Source organism: Vreelandella titanicae, assembly GCF_014697095.1.
Lineage (GTDB): Bacteria > Pseudomonadota > Gammaproteobacteria > Pseudomonadales > Halomonadaceae > Vreelandella > Vreelandella titanicae.
Genome location: NZ_CP059082.1, coordinates 2,454,003 through 2,471,735, shown reverse-complemented (window position 1 = coordinate 2,471,735; position 17,733 = coordinate 2,454,003). Strand labels below are relative to the sequence as shown.

The following is a 17,733-nucleotide window of genomic DNA, read 5'->3' as shown; positions in this document are numbered from 1 at the left end:
AGCCCTGCTATTAAGTACTGTTTAAGCGCCAAGGTTCACATTACGTTGAATACTCTCATAATAGATTTGCTACTGTGAGCACCTAAGCGCGCACCATGCAATGTGGGTTGATGACCACATTTTGGTTTCTGTTCACCCTTTTGATCGACACTTCTTGATCGAAATAGAGAGGTTCCTGTGGATAACCACGACGATAAACGCCCCCCTAAAGAGCCCGCCTCTGAGGGCATACCCGCCCCAGACGGTCCGGCTAACCTGATCGATACCGATTATGTCATCGGCCAAGACAACATCACTACTAACACCATGGGTCTCAATCTTGACCTGCACGGCAAGGTGTTTAGCATTTCGGCAATCATCGTGCTGCTGTTTGTGGTGCTAACCCTGGCGCTGCAAGATACGATTGCGCCTATTTATGATGCTATTTTTGGTTTTTTGACCGGCAACCTTGCGTGGTTCTTTATTTTAGCGGCGAATATATTCGTCATCTTGTGTATTGGTCTGATCTTCTCTCCTCTAGGTAAAATCCGCATTGGTGGCGCCGATGCCAAGCCTGATTTTACCTATATGGGTTGGTTTTCAATGCTGTTCGCCGCGGGCATGGGCATTGGCCTAATGTTCTTCGGTGTTAACGAACCGCTGACACACTTTGGCACTTCATTTGACGGTGGCAGTTGGGCGCCGCTTGCGGGTGCGGAAGGCAATGCTGCCGGTGCTGAAGCGTTAGCTATGGCCGCAACCATCTTCCACTGGGGCCTGCACCCCTGGGCGATTTACGCGGTGGTCGCGCTTTCCCTGGCGCTGTTCTCTTTCAATAAGGGCCTACCGCTATCCATGCGTTCAGTGTTCTACCCCCTTTTGGGTGAGCGCGTATGGGGCTGGCCAGGCCACGTGATTGATATTTTGGCAGTGTTTGCCACTTTATTTGGTTTGGCTACGTCCCTTGGTTTAGGGGCAACCCAAGCAGCAGCAGGCCTCACTTACCTGTTTGGTGCGCCGGAAAGTGATATCACCATGATCCTGTTGATCATCGGTATTACGATGATCGCCATCGGCTCAATCGTGGCAGGCGTTGATAAGGGCGTACAGCTGCTCTCCAAAATCAATATTATTCTTGCGGCAATGCTACTTTTCTTTGTGATTGCTGTTGGCCCTACCCTGATGATTGCCACGGGCTTCTTTGAAAACCTTTGGAACTATGCGGTTCATCTACCTGCGTTATCGAATCCTTTTGGTCGTGAAGATGCCAACTTCAGCCAGGGCTGGACAGCCTTCTACTGGGCCTGGTGGATCTCCTGGTCTCCGTATGTCGGTATGTTTATTGCGCGGGTATCCCGCGGTCGTACAGTACGTGAATTTCTGGTCTCGGTGATGCTGGTGCCGTCCACTGTATCAGTACTATGGATGACCACGTTTGGTGGCACAGCCATTGATCAGTACATCAGCCAAGGCATTGAGGCCGTTCGCGATGCAGGCGTTGATCTGCAGCTATTCATAATGCTCGAGCAGCTGCCGTTATCACAAATCACCTCATTCGTAGCCATTGTGCTAGTCATCGTGTTCTTCGTGACGTCGTCTGACTCTGGCTCGTTGGTGATTGACTCCATCACCGCTGGCGGTAAGGTCGATGCACCGACGCCACAGCGCGTTTTCTGGGCGATCATCGAAGGCGCGATTGCCATTGCGCTACTGCTAGGCGGTGGCCTGACAGCGCTGCAAACCATGGCTGTTTCTACCGGCTTCCCGTTCACCATCATTCTGCTAGTGGCCTGCTATGCCATTATCAAGGGGTTGATGAGCGAACCTAAAGCCGTCTAGCGATGCTTTGAACCGACCATGGTTTTAAACCAATCATAAGTTTAAAGCTTGCTGGTACTGTTCAAATTTAGCTAGTAAACGGGCAACCCAATGAACTGACCCCATAAACTTGGACAGTGAAAAACTAAGCAGCCAAGGCCTGATTTCGGTACTGCACCGGACTCAGGCCTTTTAATTTGGTCTTAATCCGCTCGTGATTGTAGTAATGGATATAGTGCCGAATGCCCGCCTGTAATTGCTCAATGGTGTCAAAGCGGTTCAGGTAAAAATATTCTGACTTCAGCGTACCAAAGAAGCTCTCCATTGCGGCATTATCCAGGCAATTGCCTTTACGTGACATGCTCTGAATCACGCCATGCTCGCTGAGCTTACGCCGGTAAGCTGACATCTGATATTGCCAGCCTTGATCAGAATGCAGTAAAGGCGCGTCTTGGTCGGCCAACTTAGCCAAGGCTTTCTTGAGCATCCCCCCTACCAGCGAGTACTGCGGCTGTTTCTGCATTGAGTAGGACACGATTTCCCCGTTGTAGAGATCCATCACAGGCGACAAGTACAGCTTTTCGCCTCGGATATTAAACTCCGTGACGTCGGTTACCCACTTTTGGTTGGGTCGTTCAGCATGAAACTGGCGGGCAAGAAGATTGGGAACACTGGCCTGTTGTCCACGATAGGAGCGGTATTTCTTCGGGCGTACCAGCGACTTCAAGCCTAGATGCTGCATTAGGCGCTGGACTGTCTTATGGTTGACCTGCTCGCCCGACTGACGCAACGCTGCTGTGATTCGGCGATAACCGTAGCGGCCTTTGTGATGCTCGTAGAGGACGTGAATGCGTCGCTTCAGACCAGCATGCCGATCTTCCAACTGCTGAGCCCTTGCCTGATAATAGAACGTACTACGCGACAATTCTGCTACTTTTAGCAGCACCGCCAAAGGGTGGCCTTGCTTCAGCTCAAGGACTATCTGCGCTTTTTCTGCGCGGCTTGTTCTTTTGCCTGACGCAAGGCCCTCAACTTTTTTAGGTAGGCCACCTCAGCACGCAAGTACTCATTCTCTTGGAGCAGCTGCTCCAGCGAGCTCTTATCCGTCAGTGGAAGTGGGGGCTTTGGGGGCTCTGTTGTAGGCATCTTCGTCGGACGTCCTCGGGCTTTAGGCTCCAACGCTTGGAAGCCTCCTTCATGATACTGGCTTTCCCACTGCCGTACGACGCTCGTACCACCTCGAATATCGAACAGAGTCGTCGCTTGTAAGGCTGATAGCTCCTCTTGCCTCATCTGTTGCAACACCGCTAATTTGAACTCAGCGCTGTAGTGGGTAAACTTTTTCTGCAAGCCACTTAGACCATGCTGTTCAAAGTGTTTAACCCAACGCCTGACGGTTGTAGGGCCAAGACCGTACTGTCTGGCCAGACTCTTGTAACCCTGCTGTCCTTCTGCGTAGCGTTGCACTACTAGTAACTTGAACGCTTCATTATGTTTCGTCATGAAAAACACCCCAATCGTTGGATGAGCGTCCAACTTTTGGGGGGCAGTTCACCAATGGGTTGCCCGTTTTTGTTGGTATGTCGACAGCTAAGCATCAACACCAAATATCTTTCAATGGCGTTTCAGGTCGATAATGGGTGGCTATTTGCGCCTGCAATAGCTCTGCGGTGGCCAATGCATCCACTAGGGCATGATGTCCTTGATAAGGGGGCAAGCCATAGCGCTCACGACTCGCATGCATACGGATGGAAACCGGTGGGCGACCCAGCCAGCGGCGGAACCGCGCCCATAGGGTTTGGCGGTGCATCCGCGCTTCCAGCGACATGGTATCAATCATCGGAAACAGCACCCCTTCCCCACGTCGGGCTTTGACAGCTGCATTCAAAAAGGGCCGTTCAATATTGCGAAAATGAACGACCACTAGGCGACCTGCTAGCTGGGCCAGCAGTTCGTCCAGTATCGCATCTAAGTCCGGCGCCTGGGCGATCTCTGAATGGGTAATGTGGTGGTAGGTAATTGAGGCTTCTGCTAGCGGCCGCGAAGGGTTCACTACCCAATAGCGCCGCTCAGCCAATTTGATACGATTTAACGTGAAGGGCACGAGGCCAATACTAACAATCGCATGGCGCCTCTCATCCAGCCCAGTGGTTTCCATATCCAGCGCCACCATGGGCACCTCAGAAATGGGCGTTTCAGGATCAGGCAACGGCGTACCAAAGAATTGCTGAAGGGCAGGATTTTTCGCTTGTTGCGCTCGTTGGGCCATATAGCCCTTCCAATCGGCCTGGACGATTTTTTGACGTGGACGTATACCGCGCATCTTAGCGCCCCTGCCGTTGTGCAGGCATGGGATAGCGGAACTTGAGGAATTTTTGCGCGTTGCTAAGCACCTGGAAGGCGTCTTTCAGGGTGTGGCGTTCGCTGTCCGCCACGTTTTCGGGCTCGATATTGTTATCCGGCAGGCGATCCTCTTGTAGGTCAATCATTTGATGGCGAATCCGCGACATGCATAAAAACTCAAACGCATAACTTAGCTTGTCGCTCATGCCGGTCGCCAATAGTTGGGTCTTACTGATGTCATTCAAGCGCTGAAAGGAGTTCTGCGCTTTGGAACCGCAGGCCAAAGCGTGAATACGCACCAAATCCACCATCGGCGCAGTTCCCCGGCGCTTCAAGTTGATCGAGTTGTTGTGCTTGCCATCTTGCTCCATCACAAAGGTACGGAAAAACCCTAGCGGTGGCGTACGGTTTAAGGCATTGCGCGCCATGGCAGCTAAAAACAGCGGTGATTTTGGCGCTGTCTCGGCAATCAAATCTTGCAGCGTTTCCACATAAAGGTCTTCGCCATAGCAACTATCCAGGTCAAAGAAAATCGAGCTGTGCAGCAGCCGTTCAGGCGTGGGATTGGCCATCCAATCCTGAAAATACCCCTTCCAAACGCTGAGCGGCTGACGCCACTGAACGTTGGTCGCCATAACGTCACCTTTGCAGTAGGTGTAACCGCAGGCATCTAAGCCATCGCTAACAATTTTTGCCAGGGCGTAAAAGTAGTCGTCATGCTCTTCGGAATTAAACTCGTCGGAGAGGATCAGCGCATTATCCTGGTCAGTGACGATGCTCTGCTCATTGCGGGCCATTGAGCCATTCACCATAAAACAATAAGGCACCGGCGGGGGGCCAAGTTCTGCTTCAGCCATTTCCAGCAACCGTCGAGTAAAGCTGCGTCCGATCGTGGAAAGGGCGCTACCCACCATCTGCGAGTTAGCGCCCTCTTGCACCATACGCACAAACGCCGCGCTCACATCCGGCGCCAAGCGTGCCAGCCCCTGGGCGCTGGACTGATTAAAAATATTGCTGACCAGATAGAGACCACTGTGGGTCTCGTAGCGAATAATGTCGGAGAGATGCACTACGCCCACAGGGCGCTGACGATAGAGCACAGGCAGGTGATGCACGTTACTGCGCAACATCGTCAGCATCGCTTCATAAACAGAGGCGTCAGACTGGATAGTAATTAGCCGCGAGGAAATCACTTCACCGACGGAGGTTTGTGGCGATAGCCCCTCGGCCACAATGCGGGTACGAAAATCACTATCGGTTAAAATACCGCACATCTGCCAAGTTTGGCCTTCGCTATCTTTAAAACTGTAGCGCGGGTTATCGCTCCCCTCTTTTATTACCAGCAGGGCGGAGGCTTGAGCCTCGCTCATTTGCTGCGCAGCGTGCTGAACGCTGGTAGACGTTTCCACCATGACTGGATAGCGGGTTAGCAGCTTGCGTATCCGCGTCACCATCATGTCGTTGGATTTCTTTTGCTGCTCGGCAGCGCTCTCAAGCCGCGGTCGCTCCAACTCGACAAAATCCGCAAAATGGTCATCCTCCTCGCACAATCGCAGGAAGACCGCCTTGGGAATAAAATAGATCAGGGTATCTTCGATCGCCTGGGCTGGGAAACGCACCTTATGGTTACGCAAGAGGCTGAAGTGACCGAAAATATCGCCTTCGCCCAGGCGGTTATACAGCTCGCCCTGACTACGATAAACCTCCACAGCGCCACTGCGGATATAGCAAAGATCATTGAGCATCTCGTTAAGCGTTAATATGCTGCTACCTGTTTTGAAGTAGCTCACTTCCACCTGCTCAGCAATGGCATCAAGGAGATCATCCGACAGCCCATCAAAAGGGGGAAACCGTCCCATATGTTGGCGTATTTCTAACAGTTCGACATCCATACGGGGACTCCTTGGTGTTGCCGGTCAATAGGCTGGATAATCAACGCATAATCTAAAGTGTGGCGGGAAGGCTAAGTTAGGTAAACCCCACTAAGGATAATAAAACTAACTGTAGGCCAATCGGCTCACAAAAAAAGCCCGGTGCAGTTATGCACCGGGCTTTGGTGGCCGAAACCATACTAATATTAACGTTGCTAAATAAAGGTTGCTATATTAGCCAGACCCAATTAGCAAAAACACATCAGCCACTTTTAGCAGTATGACTTATGACTGGTTAGCCATTTCCTGCACACGCTGCATCATTTCCGGATCTTGCTGAATGGATTGACCAATAGCGTTGAAAGTATCAACATCTAGGCCGCTGTCTTCGACCACTTCGATCATGCGGTCGTTAGCTTCGGTACGCACTTCCTGTTGCGCTGATTCATCTTCCGCTTCCTGCAGACGCTGGGTATATTCCTGAGAAATAACCGCAATTTCTTGAGAAGCATCGGCAAACTGCTGGAGCTGGTCGTCAGAAAAATCCTGGGCAGGAGCTTGCTGGGTTGCCATTGGATCTTGTGCAGCGCCTTGTTGCTCTTCCTGGGCGTGGGCGGTGGCCGTCATCAAACCGGTCGCGAGCAGGGCAGCGGAGAACAGAGCAGTCATACGTTGCATAGAAGAAACCTCAATATTGCGTTGTGTATGTGCCCTCTGTGACGCGCCATGCTCAAGCAGGTTCAATCTTTTATGTAAAAGTTAGTAACAAAAAGAACCAAACGTATCTAAAAGACGAATTAAACACGCCACCTCGGAAATAATATGTCTAGCATATTCAGAAAGTTACATAAAAACGACTTATCTTCAGCAGGGCTTGCTGCCATGCCCGCACTTTTTGTTCTGCTTTGGAGCACTGGCTTTATTGGTGCGAAGTTCGGCCTGCCTTACGCAGAACCTTTTACGTTTCTGTTTATTCGCTTTGTACTCACGCTACTGCTACTGACTCCGCTGGTCGTCGTGATGCGGATACCTTGGCCCTCATCACCCAGGCTATGGACACATATCGCCATATCAGGCTTTCTAGTCCATGGTGCTTACTTAGGTGGCGTCTTCTATGGCATTTACCTGGGCATGCCCGCCGGTTTAGCGGCCTTACTGGTGGGGCTGCAGCCACTTCTGACCGCCGCCTTCGCTGGCCCACTGCTGGGTGAGCAGCTCTCTTGGCGCCAATGGACAGGGCTAGCGCTGGGCCTGATAGGTATCAGTTTAGTCCTCGGCAGTAAGCTTGAGCTGGGTGAGTCGCTGTTTGACGGCTTCGGGATTAGTGCTCTGCTGTGTGTCACCGCCGCGTTAATGGGGATTTCGCTGGGTACGCTCTATCAGAAAAGATACTGCACCAGCATGCCGCTGCTTTCCGGGGCGGTTATTCAGTATTTGGCAGCAGGCGCTCTGCTAGGCGTTGGTGCCCTGCTTTTTGAGACGCGCCAAGTGGAGTGGAGCAGCACCTTTGTGCTGACCCTGGGCTGGTTGGTGTTGATTCTCTCAATTGCCGCTATTCTGTTACTCATGGCCTTGATTAAAAAGGGGGAAGCCTCGCGTGTAGCGAGTCTTTTTTATCTTGTGCCGCCAGTCACGGCGCTTCAGGCGTGGTGGCTCTTTGACGAACGCCTTCCCTTGTTAGGGCTTGTGGGTATGTTGGTGGCCATCACTGGGGTAGTGATGGTGATACGGAAACCCGGCCCTAAGGCGATTAGACGATGACCCGATTTTTATAATGGTCGATAATTTTATTCCAGGGCTTGGCTAAACATGTCAGCACAACACCACTGCGCCAGGGTGAACGGACACTGTAACCGTTGCGATTCTCCGGTACCTTTTATTCCCATGCAGCATGGGTTATTACTTCTCCTATCCCAATCTAGAGGCACTGGGAAAATTGACGTCGCTAAATACGGCTAGCGTGGCTAAAAATAGCTATAGATGTTGCAAATAATCAGCCCCACCTAAGTTACGCATCTGCTGGCGAATCCACTGGCTTCGCCGCTCAACCTGGGCATCGGGGCGTGCGGCGCTGCGCGTCAGCGGGCTGGGTAAGATAGCCGCGAGAAGACTTGCCTGGCGCTCAGTTAACGAAGCTGAAGAAACGCCAAAATAGTGCTGAGCAGCGGCTTCTAGGCCAAACACACCGCGATCCCACTCGGCGACGTTGAGATAGACCTCTAAAATACGCTGCTTGCTCCAGAGTATCTCGATCAGTAGCGTAAACCACGCTTCTAGCCCCTTCCGCGTCCAGCTGCGACCTGTCCACAGAAAAACGTTTTTAGCCGTTTGTTGGCTCAAGGTACTGGCACCGCGCAGTCGTCCGCCGTCCCGGCTAGCCTGCAATGCGCGGCGCAGTTCGACCAGATCAAACCCGCCGTGATGTGGAAAGCGCTGATCCTCCGCGGCAATCACTGCCAGCTTAGCGTTCACCGAGAGCGAGTCCCAACCTCGCCACTCGCGCTGTATACGAATCGGATCGCTGTGGATCCAGCTCTGAATTTTGCGCTCGACCATCACCATCGATCCCGGTGGTGGAACGACCCGAAACAACAAGACCAGCGCGACCGACAACAGTACAAACGCTAAAACGCCGCGCCATACAATCCGCCATAGCAGACGCATAAAACGGCGCAGCAAGCGATTGAGCATCCCGTTATCCTTAACGCTTCATGAGGTGATCTGCATGATAGCGCAGATGATCCTCGATGAACGAGGCAATGAAGAAGTAACTGTGATCGTAGCCCGGCTGGCGGCGCAGCGTTAACGGATGATCATGCTCTTCGCAAACGGCTTCTAAACGCTCTGGCTGAAGCTGCTCTTCCAGGAATTGATCCGCTTCGCCCTGGTCGATAAACAGCCTCTGGCGTGATGCGCCGTTGGCCACCAGCTCACAGGCATCGTACTGACGCCAGCGGGACTGATCGTCCCCCAAGTAGGCGTTAAACGCCTGCTGCCCCCAAGGGCAGTTCATCGGGTTCACCACCGGTGAGAAGGCCGACACAGAGCGGAAACGACCTGGATGACGCAGCGCCAGGATCAATGCTCCGTGCCCACCCATCGAGTGTCCGCTAATCGATTCGCGCCCATTGACCGGGAAGTGCTGACGCACTACAGAAGGCAACTCCTCAATCACATAGTCGTACATGCGATAGTGGGGCTTCCAGGGTGACTCGGTGGCATTGACGTAAAACCCAGCCCCAGAGCCTAAATAATAGCTTTCATGCTCGCCGGGCAAGTCGGTGCCCCGTGGGCTGGTATCAGGGCAAACAATCGCCACGCCCAGCTCAGCGGCAATACGGTGAGCGCCCGCTTTCTGCATGAAATTTTCGTCATTACAGGTCAGCCCCGAGAGCCACCACAGCAGCGGTACGCGCTCGTTTTCCGCTTGGGGCGGCAAGTAAACGGCGAAGATCATGTCGCAATCCAGCGCACGGGAGTAGTGGCGGTAGCGCTTATGCCAGCCACCGAAACTACGGTTGGCAGACACCAGTTCTAGAGTTTCACTCATGCTCATGGGCAGGTTCCTTTAAATGCAGCAAACGCGGCAGGTCTACCCTACCGCGTTTTAGCGTTTCAAACGTGCTTCCTATACTACTTAATAATGCTAGGCCTAGTAATGCACAGGGCAAATGACTGTCTATAAAGCTCCCGATAACGCAGTGTCAGGGCAGGTTGGAGTGAGGGTCTTTTGACAGGGCCGGAAAATATTCCCGACAATTCCGGCATTTCCGCCATCCATGGCGGTCAGATGTCAAAAGTAGCGCCCACGGATGGGTTCACAGCGCCCTCACGGAAACCTGCTCTGACACTTAGTTGTGCAGACCTTAGTAATGCAGCACTGTACGAATGCTCTTGCCCGCATGCAGTAACTCAAACGCTTCATTGATCTTTTCGAACGGCATATCGTGGGTAATGAAATCGTCGATATTGATTTCGCCGTTCATATAACGATCAACGTAGCCCGGCAGCTCGCTGCGTCCTTTTACGCCACCAAAGGCGGAGCCTTTCCAGACCCGCCCGGTGACCAACTGGAATGGCCGTGTGGAGATCTCTTCACCGGCTCCAGCAACACCAATGATGATCGATTCACCCCAGCCTTTGTGGCAGCACTCCAGCGCTGAGCGCATCACATTGACGTTGCCGATACACTCAAAGGAGTAGTCAACGCCGCCATCGGTCAAATCGACAATGACCTGCTGGATTGGATCTGAGTACTCTTTGGGGTTCACAAAATCAGTGGCGCCAAACTGCTTGGCCAGCTCAAATTTATCAGCGTTGACGTCGATAGCAATAATACGCCCCGCCTTGGCCATTACCGCGCCTTGAATGACGGCCAAACCGATAGCTCCGAGACCAAACACCGCCACCGTGGCGCCCGGCTCTACTTTTGCGGTATTCAGCACTGCACCGATGCCGGTGGTCACGCCGCAGCCCAGTAGGCAGATTTTATCCATGGGTGCTTCTTTAGAAACCACCGCTAGGGAGACTTCAGGCAACACGGTGTACTCGCTGAACGTGGAGGTGCCCATATAGTGATGAAGCATTTTGCCCTCGAGTGAAAAACGCGAGGTACCGTCAGGCATGACCCCTTTACCTTGGGTAGCACGCACGCTGCCACACAGGTTGGTTTTGCCCGACAAACAGAATTTACACTTTCCACACTCAGCGGTGTAAAGCGGAATAACATGGTCGCCTGGCTTAAGGCTGGTAACGCCCTCGCCGACTTCCTGTACAACGCCGGCACCTTCATGGCCCAACACGGCAGGGAAGTTACCTTCGGGATCAGCACCGGAGAGCGTGTAAGCATCGGTATGGCAAACGCTTGTCGCGGCCATTTTAACCAGCACTTCCCCCGCCTTCGGGCCTTCAACATCGATCTCAACCAGTTCAAGCGGCTTACCCGCTTCCAGTGCAACAGCTGCGCGTGATTTCATATTGACTCCTAAATGTTCATTACTTCAACAACAGACACTAAGCCGTTACTCGTCAACTGCCACTGGGCCAAACTCAATCGGCAGCCAGCGATAGCCCTCTTCATCCTCTACGATATGACCAATGCCAGGGAAAGGCATATGGGCACCAGCTATCCAGTGCTTATCTTCAACCGCGCTTTCGAGCACGCTTTCCCGGGTGCGAATGGCCTGCTCGGGGTCAGAATCAAACTCAATGGCCACAGTAGGGTCAGCAAATTGAACACCGTAGCTGTGCACCACATCACCCCATACCAGCATGGCGTCATCATCGCTGTTGAGCATAAAGCTTGAGTGTCCGGCGGTGTGGCCATGGGTATCTTGGGCAACGATACCCATCAGCACTTCATCACCGGCCGTAAAAGGGTTGAAACGGTCAGCTTCCTGATAAGGCGCTACCGCCTCTTGAGCCATGGTAAAGAAGGGTTGATTGGCTTCAGGCGCCGCAGCCGCACGCTCTTCATCCAGCCAAAAATCGGCATCGGCTTGACTCGCTCGCAGCTCAGCATTGGGATAAACCGCTTCGCCCTCCTCATTGGCCAAACCACACACGTGGTCAGGATGCAGATGGGTCATCAGCACCGTGTCGACATCCTCCGGCGAGTAGCCAGAAGCGCGCAGGTTACTCTCCACCTGACCTAACGAGGGGCCAAAGCAGGCAGCTGAGCCGGCATCAACCAGCACAAGGTTCTCGCCAGTGTGAATAAGAAAGGCATTGACCGCAGTTTGCATGCCACTCTCTGCATCGATAAATAGCGCATCCAAGTGGCGGAGAATCTCTTCTTGCTCCATGCCTTTTAACAAGGAGGTATCAATAGCCGTATGGCCATCGTACAGCGCGGTTACCTCATACTCCCCAACCATCATGCGAAACCAGCCTGGCGCCTGCTCCTGCTGCTGGGCGGGTAGCTCTGCCTGAGCACTAACTGCCCAGCCAGCGCCCACGGCCACTGCTAGCGCACCGCGAGACCACTGAGATAAAGATATAGACATAAGCACAAGGCTCCATTGATAGGCTAGCGATGCTAGCAGTGTAGGCCAGCTAGGCGCTCTTGATAAACCGGGATACACTCATAAGATTATTGCCACACAGCAACAATTACTATCAACCCAGGGAGTTAGCATGCAGCACTGGAGCCGTATCGAAGCCTTTGTCGAGGTGGTGCGTTTAGGCACGTTCTCTGCTGCGGCCCGCCACCTGAAGGTATCGACCTCGCATATCAGCCGTTTGGTCAGCCAGCTCGAAAATCAGCTAGGTGTTCAGTTGCTATATCGCACCACCCGTCAAATTCGCTTAACCGACGCGGGGACTACCTACGTGGAACACTGCCGCCATCTATTTGATGGGCTGCGGGATGCCGAGCAGGCGCTTAGCGAACTCCAGGCCAAGCCTAGCGGGCTACTTAAACTGACCTCGGCCACGACCTTTGGCGAGCGCTTTATCGCCCCACTGGTGAATGACTTTCAGTGTTTGCATCCGCAGCTGGATGTTCACATGCACTTCACTAACCGACCAGTAGAACTCATTGAAGAGGGCTACGATATTGCCATTCGGATGGGCGTATTAAAGGATTCCAGCCTGATCGCCAGACGGTTATGCGACCGCCGCGAGTATATCGTCGGCTCACACAGCTACTTTCGCCAAGCGCCACGCCCGCATACGTTGAGCGAGCTTAGCCAGCACCGCTGCTTGATTGGCTCACGGCCCAACTGGCTGTTTGAAGTCAACGGTCAACGACGCGAGGTGCGCGTAGAAGGGCGCTGGAGCGGTAATTCTGGCCCTGCTTTATTAGATGCCGCACTTAAAGGGCTCGGCCTTGCACAACTGCCCGACTATTACGTAGCGCCCTACTTGGCCAACGGTGAGCTGGTGGCCGTGCTTGAGCCTTTTCAGCACCACGATACCGCTGTCTGGGCGGTATACCCTCGCCACCGTCACCTGTCGCCCAAAATCCGCCAGCTGGTCGACTACCTAGTCACCAATATTGACAGCTTACTGCCTCCTAATCCGCTGGCCTAGCACTTGATGACCTAGCACTCAATGGCATTGACGGCGAGCCCGCCCTTGGATGTCTCTTTATACTTATCCTGCATGTCACGGCCAGTATCGCGCATGGTGCGGATCACTTTATCCAGCGATATAAAGTGTTCTCCATCGCCGTGCAGCGCCATTCTTGCAGCGTTTATAGCTTTGACGGAGGCGATCGCATTGCGCTCGATGCAGGGCACTTGGACAAGCCCGCCGACCGGGTCGCAGGTCAAACCAAGGTTATGTTCCAAGCCGATCTCAGCGGCATTTTCCACCTGCCCAGGTGAGCCGCCTAGCACTTCGGCAAGCCCTGCGGCTGCCATAGCACAAGCGGAGCCAACTTCGCCCTGACAGCCCACTTCAGCACCAGAAATGGAGGCGTTCTTTTTGCATAAAATGCCTACGGCCCCGGCGGTAAGCAGAAAATCCACCACATCAGCTTCGCTAGCGTCGGGTTCAAACTTCAAGTAGTACGCTAATACGGCGGGCACGATGCCTGCTGCGCCGTTGGTCGGCGCAGTGACCATCCGCCGCCCGGCGGCGTTCTCTTCATTTACTGCCAACGCAAACACGTTAACCCAATCCATTACGGTAAAACTCGACACGATCAGACGCTGATTTTCCGGTGGATGAAGCAACTGCTGGTGGAGCAGTTGCGCACGGCGGCGCACATTTAATCCACCGGGCAAATGGCCTGTAGCGCGTAGGCCATTCTCAATGCTATCGCTCATGGCGTGCCAGATGGTCAGCAGCTCTTCACGAATGGCCGATTCGCTACGCCAGGCTTTCTCGTTTTCTAACATAAGCTGGCTAATACGCAGTTGATACTGCCGGCATAGTGCGAGTAGTTCGGCCGCCGTATTGAAGGGGTAAGTCAGTTCAGTAGCATCTTCACCGACCTCGCCTTGATCTGCCTTCGCTTGATCGACATAAAAACCGCCGCCGAGGGAGTAAAACGTATTGGTCGCCACTAGCGCGTCATCACAATAGGCGCTCAGCACCATGGCATTGGGATGGAACGGCAAACAGGCCTCATCCCATTCGACATCGTTATGAGCGTCAAAAGCGATCTGTTGGCCATTGGCCAACAACAGCGGCTCGCCTTCGGCAAGTTGTTTTAACCGCGACGTAATCGTGTCTGGATCGATACTTTCTGGTGCTTCGCCCATCAGCCCCATGATGACGGCTTGATCGGTACCGTGGCCCACCCCGGTGGCGGCAAGTGACCCATGAAGCCTTACCACCAGCCGGGTAACGCGGGTATCGCCAAGCGCCAAGGCAAAATCTCGCGACGCGCGCATCGGGCCCACAGTATGGGAACTCGATGGCCCGATGCCAATTCGGAAAAGATCAAACACACTAATAGCCATGCCTGTTACGCCTCACAACGCTGTTATTCCCTGCGGTATGTTGATTGTGATGGATTCACAGTTCGCAGGTCGAGCAAAATGTCAGCAAGTTATAACGTCTTAAAGACTTATTCTGCAGCCCCAATTTTAGGCTATTTCAGCCGACTGTATGCTATCACTAGCCTCCAAAATCACTCTTTACAAAATGCGCCCCCTCCTTTGCATCTTACCCACAACCGCTGGGTTGGTCGGACAACACTCGAAACGGGGAGATAACCGGTTCGGTGTCGCTCCACCCAGGAAAAAAGCAGGAAATAGAGCGTAATAAAAGGCCACTTAATTTAGTACGAGGTAGAGAACCCACTTAATCGTCAGAGATATTCACAACCAACTGAAAGAGTAAGCCAGGTTCCATCCTTTGGGCAAAAATTGACCAATCATGAACATGTGCTATTTCCTGACATATAGACAAGCCTAAACCTGCCCCAATATCCCGCCGGTGATCTCCTCGCCAAAAACGAGTAAATAAGAGTGGTAGCTGGCTTTCATCAATGCCACTCCCCCAATCTCTCACCTGAATTTTATTAGAATAAATTGCTATCAGAATAGACGTACCAGCAGGAGCATGTTGTATAGAGTTTTCTAATAAATTTTTCAACAAGGTAAATAGTGCCCCCCTGTCGGCGCGCCATTGGCTTCCGTTACTATAATCCTTTACAACAAAGTTAACTTTCACAGCTTCAGCCATCCGCTGCAAATAACATACTACCTCATTGACTACATATTCAATATCGACAACAATAAAGTTATAGTTATTAAACTCACTCGTTTCAGCCAATAAAAGCAATTGCTGAACCTGGCGAGACATGTAATTAGCGTCATTTAGCAACCAGTTACGCTCTTCTGTTTCTTCCATTAACTCCAGCTGTGTGCGAATTAGCGCCAGCGGTGTCTTTAATTCATGAGCTGCTGTGGAAAGAAATTCTTGTTGTGTGCGATAGCCATGTTCAAGCCTTTCAAGCGTATGGTTAAAACTGATTACTAAAGGAGCAATTTCTGTCGGCAAATTGTTATTTTCAAGCCGAGCCTGCAAAGATCGTGGAGAAATTAACGCAGCCGATTCGGATAGTTCACGTAACGGTTTAAGTGTATGCCGAACAATAAAATGGGCACAGAAAAAAAAGACTAAAAGTAGTACTAAAGAAAATATTACCACCCCACTCCTTACAAAGCGAAAACCAAATGTATCGTGAGAAAAAAACATAAACCGTCTACTTACAGCAAGCTGAACAAACCAGCTTTTCCCTCCATTTTCTGCCTTTGCTGTGGCAGCATCCATTAACACACCTTCATGTTCAAACTTAAAAGGTCCAGTAGTTATTGGATGGGCAATATCAACGGAAGACCAAAATGAAGCTCCTGCAGCAGAATATAATACCACTTTTCCAGATTGATCAATGACTCTGTAAGCTGCTTCCTGCACTAAACTTTCAAACAGCCAAGGATATTCCAGCTCAAGTCCCATTCTTTCTGGAATACCCTCTTTATTGTATAGGATCTCTTGAGCAAAATTCTTAGCAAAATCATTTACATCAGTTTCTGAAAAGATACTATTCTTGAAAAAATATACAGCATCCAGCACGAAAACAATGAGACTAATGCTCAGTATCATGCTAACAAAAAAAGCCAGCAAAGTTTTAAAACTGATACTATTTAGTTTTTTTTCTATCCTGAAGCGCATAGCCGATGCCTCTTCTATTCACTATCCATTGCTGTGAACCAATGGCTAGCAATTTACGCCGAATCCGGTGCAAAGTAACATCCAGCGCATTGGGTGTAACGGCTTCGCTTAACCCCCAGCCAGCAGCTTCCAGTGCACTGTGGCGTACCGACTCTTTATACCTATGCACCAGCAGTAACATTATTTGCATTTCAGCCTGGGCCAAAATTTTGCATTTATCTCCACAACAAATAAGGCTATCAGCCGGTCGTAACGTTAAATCGCCGCACTGAGGCTCCAGTGTGCGGGTTTCTACAGGGCGGCGCAGCAGCGCTCGCACCCTTGCGACCAGCTCTTCCATTGCAAATGGTTTGGCAAGGTAATCATCCGCTCCGGCGTCTAGGCCCTCCACTCGGTCATGTAATTCTGTGCGTGCTGTCAGCACCAAGCAGGGAATGGCATTGCCTGCCGCGCGCAAATGCTGCAACAACGATAAGCCATCACCGTCTGGGACGCCTCGATCGATCACCAATGCTTGATAAGGAACTTGCTGTAAAGCAGCAATCGCGTGATCAATGCGGCTGAATACATCAGCGACGATACCGGCCATTGCTAGCCCTTTACATATCAACCGCGCCAAGCGCTCATGATCTTCAAGCAGAAGTATACGGTTCATCAGAAACGGTAGAGATAACCAAGCGCTATAGAACTCTCGGTTGAACTATCAACCAAAGGGCTGTCTTTAATTTCTGAGGCTAGGCTTGTTATGCCAACATCAAGAAGCACAAAATGTTTTTGCTCGAACACATAACCTCCAAGTACGCCTACTTCGACATTGAAACCGGTTTTACCATTGTAGTAGCCACGACCAACTGTCACTTCATTTTTACGCACGCCATAGTAGTAGTCGATATAATGACTATCTAGCCAATTAGCAGTTAGACGAGGTGTCAACATAAAATTTTCTTTAAAAAGCCACGTTTTTTCTATAGCTAAATTAAAGCTGCTGCCTTTACTATCACCAGCGGCTTCAGTGGCAAATTCAGCGCTAATATCAGCAAAGCTATTTTGCCACTCTGTTTTAAAGCCTGCCCAGAAGCCACCATCACGACCTTCCATACCATCCAGAATGTGTGCATCTCCTTCTTCGTAACCAAGGAAATCATACCTTCCGAAAATACTGAAATTAAACTCATTTGAATCACTAAACTCATAACTGGGCAGCTTAAGCGCAAGTTCAGGCCCTGAAAGCTGAATATACCTATTTTCAAATGCCACTATCGGCAATGGCATAATATCACTATCCATACCAGTATAAGCCTCTTGGCTACTGACGACTCCCAATCCGATCTCCCAGAATGAATCGTCATCTGCCTGTTTGCCAGTAGCGAGCGCCGTCAGAGGTAGGGCTAGGCCAATAATAGTTAGCGTAGAAGCTGCACGACGGATAGCTGCTGTATCGAGACAACGCGCTGCTGTGAATGATGACTGCATAAGGAGCCTCTTTGCATTTTTCTCTGTTCCCCAAAAGGCAGTATTCATCATCTGACTTACATGAAACTTACTGAAAAAAAACTCCTCATTTAAGCCAGGCTTGTCGTCGCCACTCATG

15 protein-coding genes are annotated in these 17,733 nt (G+C 51.6%); 3 read left to right on the top strand and 12 right to left on the bottom strand.

Going from position 1 to position 17,733, the window contains the following annotated elements; all coding sequences use genetic code 11:
- Window positions 1-177: 177 nt before the first annotated feature.
- Entirely contained in the window at window positions 178-1,818 is a 1,641-nt protein-coding gene (locus HZS52_RS11365) for a BCCT family transporter (protein ID WP_190374768.1), read from the top strand.
- A 124-nt stretch (window positions 1,819-1,942) separates the two neighbouring features.
- On the opposite strand, the gene HZS52_RS11360 is transcribed toward HZS52_RS11365, so the two are convergent.
- The 4 genes from HZS52_RS11360 to HZS52_RS11345 form a co-directional block, all read right to left on the bottom strand.
- A protein-coding gene (locus tag HZS52_RS11360) for an IS3 family transposase (protein ID WP_223827930.1) occupies window positions 1,943-3,300 on the bottom strand; the annotation gives its coding sequence in 2 pieces (ribosomal slippage) (window positions 1,943-2,818 and window positions 2,821-3,300; 1,356 coding nt in all).
- Window positions 3,301-3,394: 94 nt separating this feature from the next.
- Entirely contained in the window at window positions 3,395-4,120 is a 726-nt protein-coding gene (locus HZS52_RS11355; RefSeq protein WP_022522392.1) for a 3'-5' exonuclease, read from the bottom strand.
- A gap of 1 nt (window position 4,121) precedes the next feature.
- Entirely contained in the window at window positions 4,122-6,032 is a 1,911-nt protein-coding gene (locus HZS52_RS11350) for a DUF294 nucleotidyltransferase-like domain-containing protein (RefSeq protein ID WP_022522391.1), read from the bottom strand.
- A 264-nt stretch (window positions 6,033-6,296) separates the two neighbouring features.
- Window positions 6,297-6,689 carry a DUF4168 domain-containing protein gene (locus HZS52_RS11345; RefSeq protein ID WP_022522390.1) on the bottom strand — a complete coding sequence of 131 codons (393 nt, stop codon included), beginning with the start codon at window positions 6,687-6,689 and terminating at the stop codon, window positions 6,297-6,299.
- 144 nt (window positions 6,690-6,833) lie between these two features.
- On the opposite strand from HZS52_RS11345, the gene HZS52_RS11340 reads away from it, so the two are divergent.
- Complete coding sequence (locus HZS52_RS11340) at window positions 6,834-7,772, top strand: DMT family transporter (protein ID WP_190374767.1); 939 nt, start codon at window positions 6,834-6,836, stop codon at window positions 7,770-7,772.
- Window positions 7,773-7,985: 213 nt separating this feature from the next.
- Here HZS52_RS11340 and mtgA read toward each other — a convergent pair whose 3' ends face one another.
- The 4 genes from mtgA to HZS52_RS11320 all read right to left on the bottom strand — a co-directional run bounded on the left by mtgA (window position 7,986) and on the right by HZS52_RS11320 (window position 12,016).
- The gene (mtgA, locus tag HZS52_RS11335; protein ID WP_009288686.1) at window positions 7,986-8,702 is read right to left on the bottom strand and encodes a monofunctional biosynthetic peptidoglycan transglycosylase; all 717 of its coding nucleotides are present in this window, start codon (window positions 8,700-8,702) and stop codon (window positions 7,986-7,988) included.
- Between the two features lie 10 nt (window positions 8,703-8,712).
- Entirely contained in the window at window positions 8,713-9,567 is an 855-nt protein-coding gene (fghA, locus tag HZS52_RS11330; protein ID WP_190374766.1) for an S-formylglutathione hydrolase, read from the bottom strand.
- 310 nt (window positions 9,568-9,877) lie between these two features.
- Complete coding sequence (locus tag HZS52_RS11325) at window positions 9,878-10,987, bottom strand: S-(hydroxymethyl)glutathione dehydrogenase/class III alcohol dehydrogenase (RefSeq protein ID WP_027958011.1); 1,110 nt, start codon at window positions 10,985-10,987, stop codon at window positions 9,878-9,880.
- 45 nt (window positions 10,988-11,032) lie between these two features.
- Window positions 11,033-12,016 (bottom strand): MBL fold metallo-hydrolase, encoded by a 984-nt coding sequence (locus HZS52_RS11320; RefSeq protein WP_022522387.1) that lies wholly within the window; start codon window positions 12,014-12,016, stop codon window positions 11,033-11,035.
- A gap of 130 nt (window positions 12,017-12,146) precedes the next feature.
- Here HZS52_RS11320 and HZS52_RS11315 point away from each other — a divergent pair, with 130 nt between their 5' ends.
- Complete coding sequence (locus tag HZS52_RS11315) at window positions 12,147-13,043, top strand: LysR family transcriptional regulator (RefSeq protein WP_190374765.1); 897 nt, start codon at window positions 12,147-12,149, stop codon at window positions 13,041-13,043.
- An 11-nt stretch (window positions 13,044-13,054) separates the two neighbouring features.
- On the opposite strand, the gene HZS52_RS11310 is transcribed toward HZS52_RS11315, so the two are convergent.
- The 4 genes from HZS52_RS11310 to HZS52_RS11295 form a co-directional block, all read right to left on the bottom strand.
- Entirely contained in the window at window positions 13,055-14,422 is a 1,368-nt protein-coding gene (locus tag HZS52_RS11310) for an L-serine ammonia-lyase (RefSeq protein ID WP_190374764.1), read from the bottom strand.
- A 343-nt stretch (window positions 14,423-14,765) separates the two neighbouring features.
- The gene (locus HZS52_RS11305; protein ID WP_190374763.1) at window positions 14,766-16,142 is read right to left on the bottom strand and encodes an ATP-binding protein; all 1,377 of its coding nucleotides are present in this window, start codon (window positions 16,140-16,142) and stop codon (window positions 14,766-14,768) included.
- The gene (locus HZS52_RS11300; RefSeq protein ID WP_190374762.1) at window positions 16,111-16,797 is read right to left on the bottom strand and encodes a response regulator transcription factor; all 687 of its coding nucleotides are present in this window, start codon (window positions 16,795-16,797) and stop codon (window positions 16,111-16,113) included. The genes HZS52_RS11305 and HZS52_RS11300 overlap by 32 nt, the downstream gene beginning before the upstream one ends.
- Window positions 16,797-17,732 (bottom strand): MipA/OmpV family protein, encoded by a 936-nt coding sequence (locus tag HZS52_RS11295; protein ID WP_190374761.1) that lies wholly within the window; start codon window positions 17,730-17,732, stop codon window positions 16,797-16,799. The genes HZS52_RS11300 and HZS52_RS11295 overlap by 1 nt, the downstream gene beginning before the upstream one ends.
- Window position 17,733 lies beyond the last annotated feature (1 nt).

Bases quoted from the DNA above. Each gene is read 5' to 3' on its own strand.
- HZS52_RS11325 (WP_027958011.1), bottom strand. From the start codon at position 10,987: ATGAAATCACGCGCAGCTGTTGCACTGGAAGCGGGTAAGCCGCTTGAA.
- HZS52_RS11295 (WP_190374761.1), bottom strand. From the start codon at position 17,732: ATGAGTGGCGACGACAAGCCTGGCTTAAATGAGGAGTTTTTTTTCAGT.
- HZS52_RS11310 (WP_190374764.1), bottom strand. From the start codon at position 14,422: ATGGCTATTAGTGTGTTTGATCTTTTCCGAATTGGCATCGGGCCATCG.
- HZS52_RS11305 (WP_190374763.1), bottom strand. From the start codon at position 16,142: ATGCGCTTCAGGATAGAAAAAAAACTAAATAGTATCAGTTTTAAAACT.
- HZS52_RS11345 (WP_022522390.1), bottom strand. From the start codon at position 6,689: ATGCAACGTATGACTGCTCTGTTCTCCGCTGCCCTGCTCGCGACCGGT.
- HZS52_RS11340 (WP_190374767.1), top strand. From the start codon at position 6,834: ATGTCTAGCATATTCAGAAAGTTACATAAAAACGACTTATCTTCAGCA.
- HZS52_RS11355 (WP_022522392.1), bottom strand. From the start codon at position 4,120: ATGCGCGGTATACGTCCACGTCAAAAAATCGTCCAGGCCGATTGGAAG.
- HZS52_RS11315 (WP_190374765.1), top strand. From the start codon at position 12,147: ATGCAGCACTGGAGCCGTATCGAAGCCTTTGTCGAGGTGGTGCGTTTA.
- HZS52_RS11350 (WP_022522391.1), bottom strand. From the start codon at position 6,032: ATGGATGTCGAACTGTTAGAAATACGCCAACATATGGGACGGTTTCCC.
- HZS52_RS11320 (WP_022522387.1), bottom strand. From the start codon at position 12,016: ATGTCTATATCTTTATCTCAGTGGTCTCGCGGTGCGCTAGCAGTGGCC.
- fghA (WP_190374766.1), bottom strand. From the start codon at position 9,567: ATGAGCATGAGTGAAACTCTAGAACTGGTGTCTGCCAACCGTAGTTTC.
- HZS52_RS11300 (WP_190374762.1), bottom strand. From the start codon at position 16,797: ATGAACCGTATACTTCTGCTTGAAGATCATGAGCGCTTGGCGCGGTTG.
- mtgA (WP_009288686.1), bottom strand. From the start codon at position 8,702: ATGCTCAATCGCTTGCTGCGCCGTTTTATGCGTCTGCTATGGCGGATT.